Raw genomic sequence first — 17,599 nt, 5'->3', positions numbered from 1 at the left:
GTGCGGACAGCACTGCTTGTGGCAATACTGCGGTGTCGCCGGGTTGCCGGTCCGCGTGCAGCGGCGGCGCAAGGTACAGCTATGCCCTAGGCCTTCTTGGCTGCAGCCGCCTTTGCGTCCTTCTTGCGTTTGGTGACTTCCGGATGGTGCCGGCTCAGGGCAATAACCCCCACGATAGCAAGCGTAGCGGCCACAGCCATGGCGATGGCCATCACGGCGTGGACATCGGGACGAAGCTCACCAAGGATCACAATGCCGATGGCGATGCCCACCATGGGGTCGATAACAGTCAGCCCGGCGATGACCAGGTCCGGTGGGCCACCGGAGTAGGCACTCTGCACGAACCAGGATCCCAACCCCCGGCGGCCACAATGGCTATGAGGGTGTACCACTGGACGTTGAGCAGGAACAGCCCGTTGGGATCAAGAAGGTGCTTGCCGATAATGCGGGTCAGCACGGCCACGAAGCCGAACAGGACGCCGGCCCCGAGGATGTAAACGAAGGCGCTCATCCGGTGCTTGAAAAGAACCGCCAGCGTTCCAAAGACGCCCACCGCCAGCGCGAGGAGCAGGACGATTGTCAGCTCGTCCTCGGCGTTGACCTGGTGGTTCTCCTGGGTGACGAACACTGCCAGCAAGACGAACAATGCCGACCCTGTAACACAGGCGCTGATGGCCACCACCGTTGCACGATTGATGCTCAGGCCCTGGTCCTTGGCATTGACCACGGTGGTGATGACCAGCGCAATGGCACCAATAGGTTGCACCACGGTGAGGGGCGCAGACACCAAGGCGACGGCATTCAGTGCCATACCCAGGGTCAGGAACAGCAGGCCAAGCATCCACCGCGGGTTGCGCAGGAGACGCACGAAGCCATGGGAGCTAAGCGCGAGGCCACCCGTATCGGCCTTGACCGCGCTGCCCTGCCGCTGGGCGCCGATAGCGAGGAAAAATGCGCCGAGCAGCGCGAGAAAAACTGCCAGCCAAACCATCAGCCGTGTCCGCCGTCGTCGTTTTTCAGTTCTTTACCCTTACGCAAGATGGCCCAGAAATAGTTGTAGGCCGCAATCCAGTGTCCCAGCAGCCCGAAGCCCAGGAACGTCCAAGCGGCTACGAAGTAGACCTCAGTGAACGGGATGGGCAATTTGGAGAGGACAAGCAACGGAGTGCCGAGCAGCAACAGCGCTGTGCGGATTTTCCCAATGATGCTCACTGGAAGGTCCGGGTGGCTGCGGAAGTAGATCAGGGAAGCAATGGCCAGGATGGCGTCCGGAACCAACAGCGCGGCCAGGTACCACCACTGCACGACGCCGGCAATCGCCAGCGTGAAGGCAACGGCCAGCAGCGCGGCCCGATCCGCCATGGGATCCAGGATGCGGCCCAGCTTGGAGGTCTGGTCGAAGCGCCGGGCGATGTAGCCATCAACCCAGTCGGTGCTGCCCATGATCACAAGCACCAGGACGGCGAAGCCGTACTCCTGCTCCGACAAAACGAGCCACACGAACAGCGGGACCCCCATGAAGCGGAGGACCGTGAGGATGTTGGGGACAGTGAAGATGAGGTCGTGGTCAACCTGCGGCCGGTCAGGGTTCGAACCAGCACCGATCAATTTCACGCGTGTCCCCCTTCCTCGTTGTCAGTGTTTGGCGCTGCGGATATCTACCTACTTTTTCAGCAGCTTCCGCAGGGCAACAACGAACACCACAGCAGCAGTGGCAAACGCGGCGAGGTCCTTCCACCGGGCGGCGAGCCGCTCGGTGAGGCTTTCGGGGACGGAGTCTCCGAGGTCGGCAAACTTCGCTGCAGCGAACTCCTTGCCCTCCTGGAACTTCCCGCCGGCGCTGTTCAGCAGGGCCTGCCCCTGCTTCTTGACGTCCAACTGCTCGCCGAGCTCGTCGCGGACCCCCGTCAGATGTTCGCGGCGCTTCTTCAGGCGCGAGCGAAGCTCCGCTTCCGTAGGTGCCTTGACGGCGTCCGCTTCCTTGGCGGCTTCCTTCGCAGCCTTCTCTGCCTTGGCTTTCTCCGCTGCAGCTTCCTTCCCGGCCTTGGCCGCCTTGGCAGCGGGCGAGTTGGGATCGAGGATGGACTCATCGAAGGCTGAACCCTCTTTGGCAATTCCAAGATCGTGCTTGATGCCCCGGATGGTGTCCTCGGGCACCAGGGGCATGGCCTTCTTGAACTTGGCGATTCCAATCAGGGATGCGATGGCCACGATAATCAAGAAGAACGCTGCGACGATCAGCGCCGCGAGCCATCCCGGCATGATGGTCGACAGCCCCAGGATGGCGGCAACAACGAGGGCGATCACCAACAGCGCAAGGAAGACAAGGGCCACGCCAAAGAACGCGCCGGCTATTCCAACCTGGGTGGCCTTGCGTTTGAGTTCCACCTTTGCCAAGGCAATTTCGTCGTTGATTTGCCGTGGGGCCAACCGTGCAACGAGCTTGAGGGTCTTCGGCAAAGTGCGAATGGCAGGTCCTTGACTGGTCCGGCCGGTGTGACGTCCACTCATGGGTTCCGCCTAACTGCTTTCCTCTGGGCATCGTATGGGGCGAACGCGGACTGAAATCTCTCACCGCGGACACCTGTCCTCAAAGCTATCATTCAGGTTCCTGCTGAACTTTCGAGACCACACTCCGGCGCGCCTGTCATACGTCCAATAAATATGATCCGGGCCATAGGATAGATGATCGTGACCTCTCCCATTGCTCCGGGCGACTCCCTGAGCCGACGCGAAAAACTTGTCTACATTCTCCTGTTGGGTGCACTGACTGCGCTGGGTCCCTTCACGATCGACCTTTACCTCCCGGCGTTCCCGGCGCTGGAGGAGAGTTTCGACGTCTCGGCTGCGGCCATCCAGCTCACCCTGACGGGAACCACCGTAGGCTTCGGGCTTGGCCAACTGGTGGTGGGTCCCTTCAGCGATAAAGTGGGGCGCCGGCTCCCGCTGATCCTTGCCACCGCCGTCCACATCGGTTCCTCGATCGGTGCAGCGCTGGCAACAGACATCGGGATGCTGTCCCTGTTCCGCGTCCTCATGGGCATCGGCGCCGCAGGCGGCGGCGTAGTGGCCATGGCCATGGTCAGGGACCTCTTCCACGGCTATTCCATGGTCCGCATGTTCTCGAGGATGTCACTGGTCAACGGCCTTGCTCCCATCCTGGCCCCTGTTATCGGATCGCAGTTGCTGCTGGTCTTCCCGTGGCCCGGTATTTTCTACTTCCTGGCCGCCTACGGGTTGCTGGTCATCCTTGCCTCCATCTTCTTCATCCGGGAGACGCTGCCCGCAGCCCAGCGCGGCAAATCCACCATCACGGTGGGACAGCGCTACAAATCGGTCCTCACGGACCGGATCTTTGTGGGCATGGTGCTGGTGGGAAGCCTGAACTTCGGTGGTTTGTTCGCTTACCTTTCCGCGTCTACTTTCCTGTTCCAGGACATTTACGGATTCTCGCCGCAGGAATACGGACTCCTGTTCGGCATCAATTCACTGGGCATTGTTGCGGGCGTACAGATCAGTTCACGCCTGATCAGGCGGGTGGCCCCGCAGTGGATCGTGGCCGGGGCTACGTTGTTCATGCTGTTCACTGCCCTCGTGATCGTGGTGCTTGACCTCTTGCACGTGGGACTCTGGGGCATCCTCATTCCGTTGTGGTTCTACATCTGCGCCACCGGGTTCATGTTCCCCTGTGTCCAGGTCCTGTCCCTCGCCAATCACGGCGCCCAGGCTGGCACGGCAGCGTCCCTCCTGGGGGCATCCCAGTTCATGATGGCCGGAATTGTCCCGCCGGTAGTGGGCTGGCTGGGCGTCAGCTCGGCTGTTCCCATGGGCTCCGTCATGGCTGTGTGCATCACCGGGGCCATCGCCGCACTCTGGCTGGTGGTCCGGCCCCGCACCGTTCCCTCCATCCATTAGGAAGCCACCCGTAGGCTGACACCATGACCAAGAAACCGCACCGCAACGGCAGGGGCCTCTTCCTCGGCGCCCTGCTTGGCGCCACTGCCGGCGCGCTCATCGGCCGCGCCGCAGGAAGCGCCCTGTTCGGCGCGATTCTCGGTGCCGTGATTGGCGCCGCCGTCCTTTACCGGGTGAACCCCGGCCCTTGGAAACGGGACTAGACCCACCGCACCAAACGCGACCCGCCGCCGTCGGGACTGTCCAGCCTCTCCCCTTAGAGCGTCCCGCAAGGCAGAATGGTGGCCAGCCGGGCTAACCGGTGCCGGACCGGTGAAGGGGACATCACATGAGCGCGGCTGGTGGATTGCGGGGCGGTGTCCGCGGCCTGGCAACGGTGCGCCGGCTGCCACTGACACTGGGCCTGGCAGTACTGCTGTTGATCCTGGGGGCTGCGACAGGGAGCCTGTTGAATGGACCCAGCGAGGCGTTGCTGGACCAAGTGGGGCTGGGATTGGCAGTGGAGCCAGGGCCATGGTGGTCAATTTTCACGTCGGCGTTCTTTGCTTCTTCCCTGTTGGACTACCTTGCCTGCACGGCCGCGATCCTGGTGGGAGTGGGAATCGCCGAGCGTGTCATGGGCCCATGGCTGGCGCTTGCAGCGTTCGTGGCGGGCTCGGCCCTCAGCGCCCTGGTTCTGGTGGCGCTTGTGGCGTTCGGAACCGATGCCAGCGATCAGTGGCTCAGCTTCCTGGGCGGCGAATACGTTGTTGGAGCTTACGGCGGCGCTGCGGCCGCGCTGGGATGCGCGACGGCGGCACTGGACGCACTGTGGCGCCGTCGGCTGAGGACGTGGCTGCTGGCCGCGACGCTGATGTTTGCCCTGTTTGTGGGAGTGGCCCAAACCCTTCAGGCGCTGGCCGGAGCCGTGATGGGCATCCTGGCGGGCTGGGCCGTCCAGTCCCTGATGCTCCGCCGCAGGGCAGGATCACTGCATTCCTCGACTCTCCGTGAGACCCGCTTTCTGGTGGGCACTGTGGTGGGTGTCTTCGCAGTGGGACCTTTGCTCACACAACTCACCGGCACGTGGGAAATAGGCCCTTTGTCCGTGGTCTCGGAGGTTATGCTCCAAGCCAGCCCCGACGCCGATGAAGTCAAGGAGGCCTGCAACAACGACACCAACTGCGTCACCTTGCAGGGCATCGTAGGCGTCCAAAGCTTCGGCGCAGCAATCCTTACACTGATTCCGGTTCTCCTGCTGCTTGTTTGCGCCGAGGGACTCCGCCGCGGCCGCCGGCTCGCCTACCGCCTGACATTGGTGATTCAGGCGTATCTCGCAGCAGTGACCGTCCTGTCCATCGTCCAATACGTCACCGATCCGGACGTCGCTCTGGGCGATGACGATGTCGGCTACCTCCTGCTTTATGCAGTTCCCGCGGTCCTCGCACCGGTGATCATCGTGGCATTGCTGTTGGCCAACCGCCACAAGTTCCGGGTGGAGTCCAGCGACGCCGGATACAGGGTCCTGGGCAGGACCTCCCTGATCCTGGCAGTCGCCGCAATAGTTCTCTATGTGGCGTTCTGGTTCGTCGAAGGCAATCCGGGACGTTCCACTCTGTGGGACCTTGCAGGGCAGTTGACACACATCCTGGTCCCCTTCCCTGTTCCGTTTGTGGTGGCCCTTCCCCAAGGCCTGCTGAGCACCGTGGTGTACGGGCTGGGCGGGGACATCATCTGGCTCTGCATCCTGGTGCTGGTCCTGAACAACTTCCGGCGGTTCAGGATGCTTGCCATGGATCCGGAGGCTGATCTGGGGCACACCCGGGTGTTGCTCCATCACGGCGGCGGCACGCTGTCCTGGATGTCCTTATGGGACAACAACCAGTACTGGTTCACACCGGACCGGAAGGCCGGCGTTGCGTATCAAGTGCACAACGGCGTGGCCTTGACGGTTGCGGGTCCCTTCGGGGCTGAAGAGCACCACGCTGAAGCCGCCACGGGGTTCCTGAAGCACTGCGCCGGCCTGGGACTCACCCCGTGCTTCTACTCAGCCACTGCAGACCTGGACGGCCCGCTCCTCCCCCGTGGGTTCCGCAAGCTGGAAGTGGCGGAAGAAACCCTTCTCAACGTCCAGGCCATGACCTTCAAGGGCAAGGAATGGCAGAACGTGCGTACCGCCCTTAACCGGGCAGAGAAGCTCTCCATCAAGGACCATTGGTATCCCTACCAGGGGATGCCGCCGGGAGTCAGGGCTCAACTGGCAGAGATCTCCGAAGAGTGGGTCGCGGACAAAGCCCTCCCGGAAATGGGTTTTACCCTGGGAGGTTTGAATGAGCTGAAAGATCCCGAAGTCCTCTGCTGCGTGGCCCTGGACGACGAGGGCTTGGTCCATGGAGTCACCAGTTGGTTGCCCGTGTTCCGCAACGGCGTCATCTCGGGATGGACCTTGGACTTCATGCGGCGGCGGACCACCGGTTTCAAGGGCGTCATGGAGTTCCTCATTGCCTCGGCCGTGACCCACTTCAAGGAAGAAGTCCCCCAGATCTCCTTGTCCGGCTCGCCCCTTGCCAATGCCGGGGCTGACACCGTGGAGGGTGACCGGAGCTCCCTGGACCGCGTCCTGGCGCTGCTCGGCAATGCTTTGGAGCCCATGTATGGCTTCAAGTCCCTGGCCGCTTTCAAGTCGCGGTTCCAACCCGAGCACCGCACCCTGTACATGTACTACCAGGACCCTTTGGCCTTACCATCCATTGGCATCGCGGTGGGCTCCGCCTACCTGCCGGGCCTCTCCCCCGCGCAAAGCGCAGGCCTCCTGCGCCAAATGGTCATCAGGGAGCCCGCAGCATGAGAAGCGGGCGGAGTTCCTAACCATGGACGACCTCCTGAAAGTTGAGATCAGCGGCCCCGTAGTCATGACCATTGCCGGGGCGATCGGCGTCGTGTTCTTCCTGGTGCTTTTCCTCAGGCCGTCCGCCCGGTGGGCGCTGACCGCGATCATTGCCGTTGTGTCCGCTGCGCTGCTGGGGTGGCTGACTGTGTGGATCATCGAGGACGTCATGGACGTCTTCCATGTTGGCCTGACTCCGCGCGTATGGTTCTGGGCCATCTCCTGCTTCGCCGCGCTGGGACTGTCCGTGGTCAGCTTCCGCCACAGCCGTGCGTGGCGGAAAGTGGTGGCTGCAGTCTCCATCCCCGTTTTTGTCCTCGTCGCGGGGCTGGGCATCAACACCGAGTTCGGGCTGAACAAGACCTTGGGCTCGGCCCTGGGGATTTCCACTGAGGGCGCCATTCAGTTGAACAAGCCCAACCCTGATGCGTCCATACCGGCAGGACCACTCTGGCAAAGCTGGAAACCCCCGGCCACCATGCCGTCCAAGGGCAAGGTGGGCACCCAGGTGATACCGGCAACGGCCTCCGGCTTTGACGCCAGGCCCGCCGGCATCTACCTGCCTCCCGCAGCCCTGACGGACAATCCGCCCCGGCTGCCACTGTTCGTCCTCATGATGGGCCAACCCGGCCTTCCCGACCCCCAGTACGTCTCGGCAGCACTGGATGAATTCGCGGCGAAGAACAACGGCCTGGCGCCGATTGCGATCGTGGCTGACCAGATCGGCCCGGATGAGAACGACAACCTCTGTTTGGACACCGCCAAGTACGGCAACGTGGAGAAGTACATCAATGAGGACGTGGTGAACTGGGCCAAAGCCAACCTCACCATCCTCCCGGATCGGGAGCATTGGACCATCGCCGGTTACTCCAACGGCGGCCAGTGCGCCATCTCCTTCGCCGTCAAGTACCCGAAGATGTGGGGCAACGTGGTGGACATCTCCGGTGAAGAGTTCCCGGGAGCCGAAGACCCCGCGGGCAACCTCGCAACCATTTTCGGCGGCAATCAGGCGGACTACGACGCCCAGAAGCCCATCAACATCATGAAAGGCAAGCAATTCCCTGATACGACGGCCGTTTTCACTGTCGGCTCCGACGACGTGACGTATGTGGCCGCCGCAAAAGCTGTCTCCGCCGCGGCGCGGTCGGCCGGCATGACGGTGACCTATTACGAGGTCCCCAACGGCGGTCACGTGGGACTGGCCCTCAACGATGGCCTGACCAAAGGTTTCGAGGTGCTTTACCCCCGGTTGGGACTCTCCCGCTAGGGCTTCCCCTGTCGCGCGCCCCGCACCGGCGATAAAGTTGAGGTGTGCCACATTGGCAAGAGCTGCAGCCGCTTCCGGCACCCTGGCAGCGTCGGGATGAACGCATCCTGCCGCTGTGGTGGGACCGTCTGTGCTCGGTGACCAGCCCCCAGTCGGCTGCCCTCTACGCCGCAGGCCTCTTTACGGACGACCGCCGGCGACCCATCGCCCAGTGGTACAACCCCGAGGCCGACGCCGCCCTGCTGGTTGCGCCGGAGACTTCCCCTGAGTGGCCGGTCCAGCGATTCGGAATCTTCTATGCCCCGCCCGGTGGCGGCTTCACCCGCGTCTACTCAGCCCCGCACGAGTGGCATCCGCGCGACCCCAGGACCCCGCCCACTGAGCAGGATTCGTTCCTGGCAGCTGTGGCCGAGGCCGCCCGTTTCCTGCAGGTGGAGATGGATTTCGTCTAGGAAAAGATGAACCCCGCACCGGCGTGACGCCGATGCGGGGTTCTGATGCTCCTCCGACTGGACTTGAACCAGTAACCCTTCGATTAACAGTCGAATGCTCTGCCAATTGAGCTACGGAGGAATGAAGCGGTTATGACTTTAGCAAAGGTTCTACCGGAATGCGAAATCGACTCCGCATACCCCACGGGGGTATAAAAATACCCCCGCTCCGAAAACTCGGAACGGGGGTATTGTGCGCTCCTCCGACTGGACTTGAACCAGTAACCCTTCGATTAACAGTCGAATGCTCTGCCAATTGAGCTACGGAGGAATGAAGCGGTTACTAGCTTAACAGGGGCCCGCCGGAAAACGAAATCGAGGTTCTCAGCCGTCCGATCGCAAGGACCGGCGCTCCATTTCCAGCAGCATCAGCTCACGATTCAGCCGCTGGAATTCTTCCGGATTGGCTCCTGCATCCAGGCGTTGCAGCTGGCCCATCTTGTCTGCCTTGATACGGGTGATCTGCAGCTCGAAGAGGCGGGCCAGGATGTCGCGGCAGTACCGCTGCATGGCCTCCGGTGTACTGGCGGGCAAGGGTGTCACTGCCAACTCGGACACCAAGGGCCGCAAAGGTTCGGGAACTTCCTGGCGTACCTGCTCCACCCACGCCACAGGATCAGCCGCGTGGCCAAGTCCGGCAGCCCGCACGGCCGTGTGGACCGCCGCATACGCAGGGGTGGCGAAGTGCGAGGCCTCGAAACGCTCCCAGGCTCCCCCGCCCAGCACCCCCGGCTCCTGGAGGACAACTTCCAGCGCCTGGCGTTCCATACCTGCGATGGGGTCCCTGGGATCGGGCCGTTGAAACACAGGACTGCTCGACGGCGGGGCTGACGCGGCCGATTGCCCGCCTGGGCCGGCCGGAGCAGACGCATTGCCACCGGATGCGGCGCGCTTGGCGGCCGCCCCAACGTAGCTGCTGACTTCCTCGATAGGCATACCCAGCCAGCCGGCCAGGTTGCGCGTGTAGCCGGGCCTCGTGGCGGAATCCCTGATCTGCGCCACCACGGGGGCGGCTTCGCGCAGTGCCGCCACGCGGCCTTCCACCGTGTCCAGGTTGTGCCGGCGAAGCGTGGCCCGGATGGCGAACTCAAAGAGGGGCTTCCGGGTACCGATGAGGTCGCGTACCGCGGCGTCGCCCTTGAGCTGGCGAAGATCGCAGGGATCCGCGCCGGAGGGTTCCACGGCGACGTACGTCTGGGCCGTGAACCGCTGGTCTTCCTCGAAGGCCCTCAGGGCGGCCTTCTGTCCTGCGGCGTCGCCGTCGAAGGTGAAGATGACCTCGCCGCCGCTGCCGTCGTCCGAAAGGAGCCGCCGGGCTACCTTGATGTGTTCGGTGCCGAACGCAGTACCGCAGGTGGCTACCGCCGTCGTGACTCCTGCCAGGTGGCAGGCCATGACGTCCGTGTACCCTTCCACCACCACCAGTTGCCGTTCCTTGGCGATGTTCCGCTTGGCGATGTCGATCCCGTAGAGGACCTGGGACTTTTTGTAGAGTGTGGTTTCCGGGGTGTTCAGGTACTTGGGGCCTTGATCGTCCTCGTAGAGCTTGCGGGCGCCGAATCCGATGGTGTCCCCGGCGATGTCGCGGATGGGCCAGATGAGCCTCCCCCGGAAGCGGTCATAGATGCCCCGGTTTCCTTCGGAGAACATCCCTGTGAGTTTCAACTCAGCATCCGTGAACCCGCGTCCGCGGAGGTGCTTCAGCAATGCGTCCCAGCCTTGGGGCGCATATCCCACGCCAAAATGCTCGGCAGCGGCGCGGTCGAAACCGCGGCCATCGAGGAAGTTGCGCCCTTCGGCCGCGCCGGGGGTCAGCAGCTGGGCGCGGAAGAACTCGTCGGCGATCTTGTGGGCGTCCAACAGACGCTGTCGCTTTCCCACTTCCTCGCGGCTGGGACCGGTGCCGCCGTCCTCGTAACGCAGCTCGTAGCCGATCCTGGCGGCAAGCTTCTCGACAGCCTCGTGGAAGGAGCTGTGGTCCATCTTCTGGACGAAGGAGATGGCATCGCCGTCCTCGCCGCAGCCGAAGCAGTGGTACCTGCCCACTTGCGGGCGAACAGTGAAAGAGGGCGAGCGTTCGTCGTGGAAGGGGCACAGGCCCTTGAAACTCCCCAGCCCGGCGCCCTTGAGGGTGACGTAACCGTCAACGACTTCCTTGATATCCGTGCGCTGGCGTACTTCGTCGATATCTTCACGTTTGATCAGGCCAGCCACGTCACCATCCTAGTCGCTTGCCCCCAGAGTCCCCGCCGTTAACGTCAGCGGCTCCAGAGTTACCAGAGTGACGGAAGGCTGCCCACAAGGCGTTCGTAGACGGCCAGCGCGGAGACGTCCGTCAGCGATGCGACCTGGTCGATCACCACACGCAAGCGGGCACCGTCGTCGGCGGCGTCACGCCAGTCCGCGGCGAACATCGGCTCCAGGTGGCGGTCGCCGGAGGCGTTCAAAACACCCACGAGTGCGTGCAGCACTTCGCGCTGGCGCTCGTACACGGGCTGGCGGTGGTCTGTGGAGATGACAAACGTGGTGGCCAAGCCCTTGAGCACCGCGATTTCGGTGACGGTGTCCTCGGGAACCATGAGTTCTGCGTCATAGCGGGTCAGGTTGGCCGGGCCAAAGTGGGCCCGCGTGGTTTCCATGGCGCTTTGGCAGAACCGGCCGATCAACTGGCTGGTCATATCCTTCAGGGCGGCCATCGATTTACGGCTGCCATCCGCCTCGCGGACCCAGACCTTGGTGGCTTCCAGCCGGGCCAGGGCGGCATCGATTTCGGCGGGGTCGTTGTGCGGCAGGTACCACTGTTTGGTGTAGCCCACCACGCGCGCCCGATGGTCCGGGTTGTCCATCCATTTGAGCTGGAAGTGACCGGCTACGATCGCGTCCTCGACGTCGTGGACCGAGTAGGAAATGTCGTCCGCCAGGTCCATCACCTGGGCTTCGATGCAGGAGCGGTTCCCGGGGGCGCCCTCGCGCAGCCATTCAAAGACCGGAAGATCGTCCTCGTAGGCGCCGAACTTGCTGGTGCGGTGGCCATGGATGACGGGAGCGTCGACGGCGGACCACGGGTATTTGGACGCGGCGTCAAGGCTGGCGCGGGTCAGGTTGAGCCCTGCCGGCCGGCCGTCCTCGGCGAGCACTTTGGGTTCGAGCCGGGTCAGCAGGCGCAATGTCTGGGCGTTGCCTTCGAAACCACCAATGGTGTGCGCCACTTCATTCAGCGCGGACTCGCCGTTGTGGCCGAAGGGCGGGTGGCCGAGGTCGTGGCTCAGGCACGCGGTGTCCACCACGTCCGGATCGCAGCCAAGGGAACGTCCCAGTTCACGGCCCACCTGGGCCACTTCCAGGCTGTGCGTGAGCCGGGTGCGGACAAAGTCATCAGTGTCCGGGGCAACCACCTGTGTTTTTGCACCGAGCCTGCGCAGGGCCGAAGAGTGCAGGACCCTGGCGCGGTCCCGTTCAAAATCGGAGCGATAGTTGCTCTTGCGCGGCTCTTCAACCCACCGCGCGGAATCTGCCTCGGCGTAACCGGGGATGGCCAGCACAAAATCGTGGGTCGTCCCGTCGTGGCCAAGTATCGCTTCGGTTCCCATGGGTATCTGCCTCCTTCAAGCGCCGGGGTATGGAGCTTCTTGAGTCAGTCTTACACGTGTGAGGCTAGCCGCCCGAAACGTCCAGCTCCGCAGCCGAGATATCCGCGCTCTGTTCAGCGTTCAGCTGACGGCTCACCAGCCAGTCCTTGGGCAAGGCCGGCTTCTTGGGCGAGCCGGCGCGGCCGCGGGGTCCCTCGGAATCGACTCCCGGGTACGGCGAGTCCATGTCCAGTTCATCGAGGTACTCGCGCAGCACCTCAAGGGTGGGGACCGTAGCCAGTTTGGCGCGGAGCTCGCCGCCCACCACGTAGCCCTTGAAGTACCAGGCCATGTGCTTGCGGATTTCGCGGAGCGCCTTGTATTCGTCGTTGCCGAAGGTCTCCACCATGAGCTCGGCGTGCCGGTAAACGCCCTCGGCGACTTCACGGAGTCCGGGGCGGTGCCGCTGGTCGCTGCCTTCAAAAGCTGCCTGCAGGTCCCCGAACAGCCACGGACGGCCCTGGCAACCGCGGCCAACCACCACGCCATCCACCCCGGTCTCCCGCACCATGCGGACGGCATCCTCGGCCGACCAGATGTCGCCGTTGCCCAGCACGGGGATATCCGGGAGGGCTTCGCGGAGACGGGCGATGGCAGACCAGTCGGCCTGCCCGGAATAGAACTGGGCGGCCGTGCGTCCATGAAGGGCGACGGCGGCCACGCCTGCGTCGCGGGCGATGCGGCCGGCGTCGAGGTACGTCAGGTGGTCCTCGTCGATGCCCTTGCGCATCTTGATGGTCAGCGGGATACCGCCCTTGGACGCTTCCTTCACCGCCGTCTGCACAATGGAGGTGAAGAGATCGATCTTCCACGGGAGCGCCGAGCCGCCACCGCGCCGGGTGACTTTGGGCACGGGGCAGCCAAAGTTCAGGTCAATGTGATCCGCGCGGTCCTCGTCTACGAGCATCCGCACTGCGGCACCTACGGTCACCGGATCCACACCGTAGAGCTGCACGGAACGGACTTTCTCGTCCTCATCGTGCGAGATGATGCGCAACGATTCCGGCGTCCGTTCCACCAGGGCACGGGAAGTGACCATCTCGGCCACGTACATGCCGCCACCGTATTCACGGCAGAGCCTGCGGAAGGCCGAGTTGGTGATGCCCGCCATGGGGGCAAGGATCACCGGGGTGTCCACGGTGATCCCGCCGAGCTTCAAGGGCGGGAGCTCGAGCTTTGGTGCGGGGGGCGTTGCTACTACAGTCACCTATCCATTGTTGCAAAGCGAGGCAAATCGGCGGGATACCCTGCCGGAATCCGACCCCGTTCGCCCTGTTCTGCACGGTCCGGCAACCAGTTCTGCACTGTCTGACGAGTCGAGCGAACAAGGACCGGATGCAGCGCTACTTCGTTTCGTCCCTGCCATGCCGCTCCGCTTCCCGCTGGGCGCGGCGGCTCCCCGGACGCGCCGGCTGGCCGGGACCGTCAAGGCTGGGACCGGCGTCGAGCGCGTCCTGCGTCTTTTGCTTGCCTTGGGGGACGGAACCCACGACGGCGGCGGCTGCGGCCAGCGCACCGGTATCGTTCAGCTCGTCGGCAGTCACTGACGGCCCGCCCGCAGTGGCGAGGCGCTTCACGCCGGTGGCTTTGACCACCAGGACCGCGATCAGCGTGGTGACCGGGATGGCAAGGACGAGCCCGATGGAACCCACCAGGGTACGGATGACTTCCTCGGACAGTTCGGCGCTGGTCAGCGCTTCATCGAGCGGGCGATCGTAGAGCATCACGATGATGAGGATCGGCAGGGCGGCGCCAGCGTAGGCGAAGGCAATGGTGTACACCGTGGAGGCGATGTGGTCCCGGCCGATCCGCATGGCCGAGGTGAACAGCTTGCGGGCCGTGGTGTTGGGCGCCAGTTCATACAGTTCCCACACGGCAGATGACTGGGTGATGGTGACGTCGTTGAGCACGCCGAGGCCGGAAATGATGAGGCCGCAGAGGATGATCCCGGAGATGGAGATCTGGGGTGACATGTTCACCAGAGTGGAGGCATCGTGGTTTCCCACGCCCGCCAGGTTGGCGGCGTCGGTAGCCCAGGCCGCCAACAGCGCCGTAATGCTGAGCCCGAAAATGGTGCCCAGCAATGCCGTGGATGTTCGCGCCGAGAATCCGTGCGCGAAGTACAGGACCCCGATCATGATCACCGTGGACCCCACCAACGCCAGCAGCAGCGGTGGCTTGCCCTCCACCAAGCCCGGCAGGATGAAGCTCACCAGGACGAAGTAGGCACCCACCAGCCCAAGGAGCGCCCGGAAGCCGCGCCAACGGGCCACAGCAATGACCACGGCTGCGTAGACGATGGCCAGGATGGCGATGGGAATGTTTCGGACGAAGTCCACGAAGACGTAGGCCGGAGCCCCGCTGCCCGCGTTGGCGCCTTGGACCGCAGACAGGTTGAGGTACCGAATGGAGTCCCCCACGTCCACGCCATGGGACATGGCCACATCAGGGTTGATGACCACCTTGACCACGTCCCCGCCCTTGTCCGGCTCGGTGAAAGCGAAGGTGCACTGCGAACCGCCGGCCTGCCCGCCCTGGTTGGGGTCGGATTGCCCGGTGTTGGGCTGTCCGGTGTTTGGCTGTCCCGTGTCGGTTTGGCCAGTCTGCGTGCAGCTTTCCACCACCACCCTTTGGATTTTCCCGGTATCGAAAGTAACGCCCGGGGCAGCCTGGTAGGGGCTCGAGAACGTGATTCCCTCCCGGCTTCCGGAAGGCCACATGACCATCATGGCCACGAGCGTCAGGACGCCCAGCGGAACCAGTATGGCCGCCAGAATCCAGTTGGCCCTCTTCCGCGAGGCAAGGGCCTGCGGTGTTGGCTCGGAACCTTCAGAATGTCCGTGGGAGTGACCGTGGCCCATCAGCAGCAAAACCTCATGCCCTTAACCCTACGCGGGACCAGGCCCACTGCAGAGTTCAGCCATAAAGCACAAGATCCCGTGCCGCCCGCATGATGCAGGCAGCACGGGATCCCGTGGACAAATACTGGTCAGTCGCTGACGATCAACGTATCCGCGCCGCGCACATGGGCCTTGCCCGATTCCAGCAGTGGCCCCAGAACCGTCCGGAGGGCCGTCATGGATTCGTCCACTTCCAGCAGCACCGGGTGCTGGTAAGCGATGAGCGCCAAGAGATCACGCACCGCCGCCGCTGCGTCGTCGGCTGACAGCTGGGGGTCATGCCCCAGGAAAACATCCGACGGTTCGTCCGAGTTGCCCTGGGCGTAGCTGATGGCGAAGGCCTGGATTTTGCCCTTGCGGGTTGCTGGAATGCCTTGGCCAAAAGCACTGGCTTTGGGCGCGCGCAGCACGATCGCGCCATGGGCTCCGGTCAGGTCATGCAGGAACAAGCGCTGCACTGTGGCGATGCTGAGCTCCCCAGGGCTGTCCCAGTGGTGGACGTGCGAGTAGTACTTGCCCACAACGTCACTCAACTCAACCGACCCCGTAGCCAGGTCCTCCACGCGCTCGGACGCGGCTTCCTCGGAACCGTCACCGAACCGCGGCAAGGACAGTGGTTCGGGCTCCACTACCACCAGTTGCGACCGCTGGATGGGCGCAAGTCCCGCTGCCGCAGCGAAGGCCTCACCGGCGGTGTCCGGCTCCACCTTGCTGCGCAGCTTGGAAACGCCCGACGGCGAGTTCCCCGCTTCACGCCGAAGCATGGTCAGCAGAGTGGCGCCTACGCCTTCACGGCGGTGGTCCCTGGCAACCTCGATGTACGCCCAGAGTCGCTCGGGGTGCAGGGATGCCTCGTGGACCACGCCGGCGGCTACGGGGATGCGCACACCGTCGACCACGTCTTCGGCCACGATGCAGCGGCGCCAGGGTTGGTTGCTGGACGGCGCCAGGGCCGCACGGAACTGCTCAGCGGGAAGGGTCTCCGGGCCGCCCCAGATTTCCAGGAGGGCGAGGTCGTCGCCCTCCTTCCATTCGCGGTACTCCAAAGCCATGGCTAGGCGCCGATCAGGCGTGCTGCAAGGTAGCCCTCAACCTTGTCCAAGGACACGCGTTCCTGGCTCATGGTGTCGCGTTCACGGATGGTGACGGCCTGGTCTTCCAGGGTGTCGAAGTCCACGGTGATGCAGAACGGAGTACCGATTTCATCCTGGCGACGGTAGCGGCGGCCGATCGCACCGGCGTCGTCGAAGTCGATGTTCCAGTTCTTGCGCAGCTGTGCGCCCAGCGCCTTGGCCTTCGGAGACAGGTCCTCGTTACGGCTCAGCGGCAGCACGGCGGCCTTGACCGGGGCAAGGCGCGGATCCAGCTTCAGGACGGTACGGACGTCGACGCCGCCCTTGGCGTTGGGTGCCTCATCTTCGGTGTAGGCGTCGATCAGGAAGGCCATGAACGAGCGGGTCAGGCCTGCGGCGGGCTCGATCACGTACGGGGTGTAGCGCTCGTTGGTGGCCTGGTTGAAGTAGCTCAGGTCCGTGCCGGAGGCCTTGGCGTGCGTTGACAAGTCAAAGTCGGTGCGGTTGGCGACGCCTTCGAGCTCGCCCCACTCGGAGCCCTGGAAACCGAAGCGGTATTCGATGTCCGTGGTGCCCTTGGAGTAGTGGCTGAGCTTCTCCAGCGGGTGTTCGAAGAAACGGAGGTTCTCCTCGCGGATGCCCAGGTCCGTGTACCAGGACATGCGTTCCTTCATCCAGTACTGGTGCCACTCTTCATCCGTACCGGGCTCGACGAAGAATTCCATCTCCATCTGCTCGAACTCGCGGGTACGGAAAATGAAGTTGCCCGGCGTGATTTCGTTGCGGAAGGACTTGCCGATCTGGCCAATGCCGAACGGCGGCTTCTTCCGGGACGTGGTGAGCACGTTGTTGAAGTTCACGAAGATGCCCTGGGCGGTTTCCGGACGCAGGTAGTGCATGCCTTCGTCACTGGCCACCGGGCCGAGGAAGGTCTTCAGGAGGCCGGAGAATTCCTGCGGCTCGGTCCACTCGCCACGGGTGCCACAATTGGCGCAGGCGATGTCCTTCAGGCCGTTTTCTGCCGGGCGGCCCTTCTTTTCCTCATACTCTTCTTCGAGGTGGTCGGCACGGTAGCGCTTGTGGCAGGAAAGGCATTCAACCAGGGGGTCGGAGAAGACGTCCACGTGGCCGGATGCTTCCCATACCTGCCGGGGAAGGATCACGGAGGAGTCCAGGCCTACTACGTCCTCACGGCCGCGGACCATGCTCTGCCACCACTGGCGCTTGATGTTTTCCTTCAGTTCAGCACCGAGGGGACCGTAGTCCCACGCAGAACGGGAGCCACCATAGATTTCACCGGCCTGGAAGACAAAGCCCCTCCGCTTGGAGAGGGAAATGACCTGGTCAAGGACGGATTTTGCTGCCATGGGTAACTCCATTTGTTCTACAGGGCCGCTGGGTGCGGTCCGCGGTGGTTTGCCCCGGATTCCGGACGAGGTTGTCCGGCGGGGTGCTGGG

Annotated in this window: 13 protein-coding genes, 2 tRNA genes and 1 pseudogene; 5 read left to right on the top strand and 11 right to left on the bottom strand. The window is 63.7% G+C overall.

What is annotated here, in order from left to right:
• Positions 1-86 precede the first annotated feature (86 nt).
• From CGK93_RS07755 to CGK93_RS07745, 3 genes and pseudogenes are all read right to left on the bottom strand, one after another.
• Positions 87-991, bottom strand: a pseudogene (locus CGK93_RS07755) (DMT family transporter).
• Positions 991-1,614: a CDP-alcohol phosphatidyltransferase family protein gene (locus CGK93_RS07750; RefSeq protein ID WP_089594325.1), complete on the bottom strand. Its 624-nt coding sequence runs from the start codon at positions 1,612-1,614 to the stop codon at positions 991-993. Before CGK93_RS07750 ends, CGK93_RS07755 begins: the two are co-directional and overlap by 1 nt.
• A gap of 48 nt (positions 1,615-1,662) precedes the next feature.
• The gene (locus tag CGK93_RS07745) at positions 1,663-2,511 is read right to left on the bottom strand and encodes a phage holin family protein (RefSeq protein ID WP_089594324.1); all 849 of its coding nucleotides are present in this window, start codon (positions 2,509-2,511) and stop codon (positions 1,663-1,665) included.
• 174 nt (positions 2,512-2,685) lie between these two features.
• On the opposite strand from CGK93_RS07745, the gene CGK93_RS07740 reads away from it, so the two are divergent.
• From CGK93_RS07740 to CGK93_RS07720, 5 genes are all read left to right on the top strand, one after another.
• A complete protein-coding gene (locus tag CGK93_RS07740; protein ID WP_089594323.1) occupies positions 2,686-3,915 on the top strand; it encodes a multidrug effflux MFS transporter in 1,230 nt (409 codons plus the stop codon).
• 23 nt (positions 3,916-3,938) lie between these two features.
• Positions 3,939-4,118: a glycine zipper domain-containing protein gene (locus CGK93_RS07735; RefSeq protein ID WP_089594322.1), complete on the top strand. Its 180-nt coding sequence runs from the start codon at positions 3,939-3,941 to the stop codon at positions 4,116-4,118.
• Positions 4,119-4,243: 125 nt separating this feature from the next.
• On the top strand, positions 4,244-6,742 hold the full coding sequence (locus CGK93_RS07730) for a bifunctional lysylphosphatidylglycerol flippase/synthetase MprF (protein WP_089594321.1): 2,499 nt from the start codon (positions 4,244-4,246) through the stop codon (positions 6,740-6,742).
• A gap of 22 nt (positions 6,743-6,764) precedes the next feature.
• Positions 6,765-8,048 carry an alpha/beta hydrolase gene (locus CGK93_RS07725; RefSeq protein WP_089594320.1) on the top strand — a complete coding sequence of 428 codons (1,284 nt, stop codon included), beginning with the start codon at positions 6,765-6,767 and terminating at the stop codon, positions 8,046-8,048.
• Positions 8,049-8,092: 44 nt separating this feature from the next.
• On the top strand, positions 8,093-8,500 hold the full coding sequence (locus tag CGK93_RS07720) for a hypothetical protein (RefSeq protein WP_089594319.1): 408 nt from the start codon (positions 8,093-8,095) through the stop codon (positions 8,498-8,500).
• 48 nt (positions 8,501-8,548) lie between these two features.
• On the opposite strand, the gene CGK93_RS07715 is transcribed toward CGK93_RS07720, so the two are convergent.
• From CGK93_RS07715 to CGK93_RS07680, 8 genes are all read right to left on the bottom strand, one after another.
• Positions 8,549-8,621 (bottom strand) — tRNA-Asn (locus tag CGK93_RS07715).
• Between the two features lie 116 nt (positions 8,622-8,737).
• Positions 8,738-8,810 (bottom strand) — tRNA-Asn (locus CGK93_RS07710).
• Positions 8,811-8,863: 53 nt separating this feature from the next.
• On the bottom strand, positions 8,864-10,753 hold the full coding sequence (gene dnaG / locus CGK93_RS07705; protein ID WP_089594318.1) for a DNA primase: 1,890 nt from the start codon (positions 10,751-10,753) through the stop codon (positions 8,864-8,866).
• Positions 10,754-10,812: 59 nt separating this feature from the next.
• Complete coding sequence (locus tag CGK93_RS07700) at positions 10,813-12,129, bottom strand: deoxyguanosinetriphosphate triphosphohydrolase (protein ID WP_089594317.1); 1,317 nt, start codon at positions 12,127-12,129, stop codon at positions 10,813-10,815.
• A 64-nt stretch (positions 12,130-12,193) separates the two neighbouring features.
• A complete protein-coding gene (gene dusB, locus CGK93_RS07695) occupies positions 12,194-13,375 on the bottom strand; it encodes a tRNA dihydrouridine synthase DusB (RefSeq protein ID WP_089594316.1) in 1,182 nt (393 codons plus the stop codon).
• Positions 13,376-13,511: 136 nt separating this feature from the next.
• Positions 13,512-15,029, bottom strand: a complete 1,518-nt coding sequence (locus CGK93_RS07690) for a YibE/F family protein (protein WP_089597280.1) — start codon at positions 15,027-15,029, stop codon at positions 13,512-13,514.
• A gap of 128 nt (positions 15,030-15,157) precedes the next feature.
• Positions 15,158-16,120: a GNAT family N-acetyltransferase gene (locus CGK93_RS07685; RefSeq protein ID WP_089594315.1), complete on the bottom strand. Its 963-nt coding sequence runs from the start codon at positions 16,118-16,120 to the stop codon at positions 15,158-15,160.
• A gap of 2 nt (positions 16,121-16,122) precedes the next feature.
• Positions 16,123-17,508, bottom strand: coding sequence for a glycine--tRNA ligase (locus CGK93_RS07680; RefSeq protein ID WP_089594314.1), 1,386 nt, complete (start codon positions 17,506-17,508; stop codon positions 16,123-16,125).
• Between the last annotated feature and the right edge of the window lie 91 nt (positions 17,509-17,599).

It is taken from the genome of Arthrobacter sp. YN, from assembly GCF_002224285.1.
Lineage (GTDB): Bacteria > Actinomycetota > Actinomycetes > Actinomycetales > Micrococcaceae > Arthrobacter.
Note: the sequence above shows the minus strand (reverse complement) of the source record. Positions and strands in the feature narration are given on the sequence as shown.

Bases quoted from the DNA above. Each gene is read 5' to 3' on its own strand.
- CGK93_RS07725 (WP_089594320.1), top strand. From the start codon at position 6,765: ATGGACGACCTCCTGAAAGTTGAGATCAGCGGCCCCGTAGTCATGACC.
- CGK93_RS07730 (WP_089594321.1), top strand. From the start codon at position 4,244: ATGAGCGCGGCTGGTGGATTGCGGGGCGGTGTCCGCGGCCTGGCAACG.
- CGK93_RS07685 (WP_089594315.1), bottom strand. From the start codon at position 16,120: ATGGCTTTGGAGTACCGCGAATGGAAGGAGGGCGACGACCTCGCCCTC.
- CGK93_RS07690 (WP_089597280.1), bottom strand. From the start codon at position 15,029: ATGGGCCACGGTCACTCCCACGGACATTCTGAAGGTTCCGAGCCAACA.
- CGK93_RS07680 (WP_089594314.1), bottom strand. From the start codon at position 17,508: ATGGCAGCAAAATCCGTCCTTGACCAGGTCATTTCCCTCTCCAAGCGG.
- CGK93_RS07735 (WP_089594322.1), top strand. From the start codon at position 3,939: ATGACCAAGAAACCGCACCGCAACGGCAGGGGCCTCTTCCTCGGCGCC.
- CGK93_RS07700 (WP_089594317.1), bottom strand. From the start codon at position 12,129: ATGGGAACCGAAGCGATACTTGGCCACGACGGGACGACCCACGATTTT.
- CGK93_RS07745 (WP_089594324.1), bottom strand. From the start codon at position 2,511: ATGAGTGGACGTCACACCGGCCGGACCAGTCAAGGACCTGCCATTCGC.
- CGK93_RS07740 (WP_089594323.1), top strand. From the start codon at position 2,686: ATGATCGTGACCTCTCCCATTGCTCCGGGCGACTCCCTGAGCCGACGC.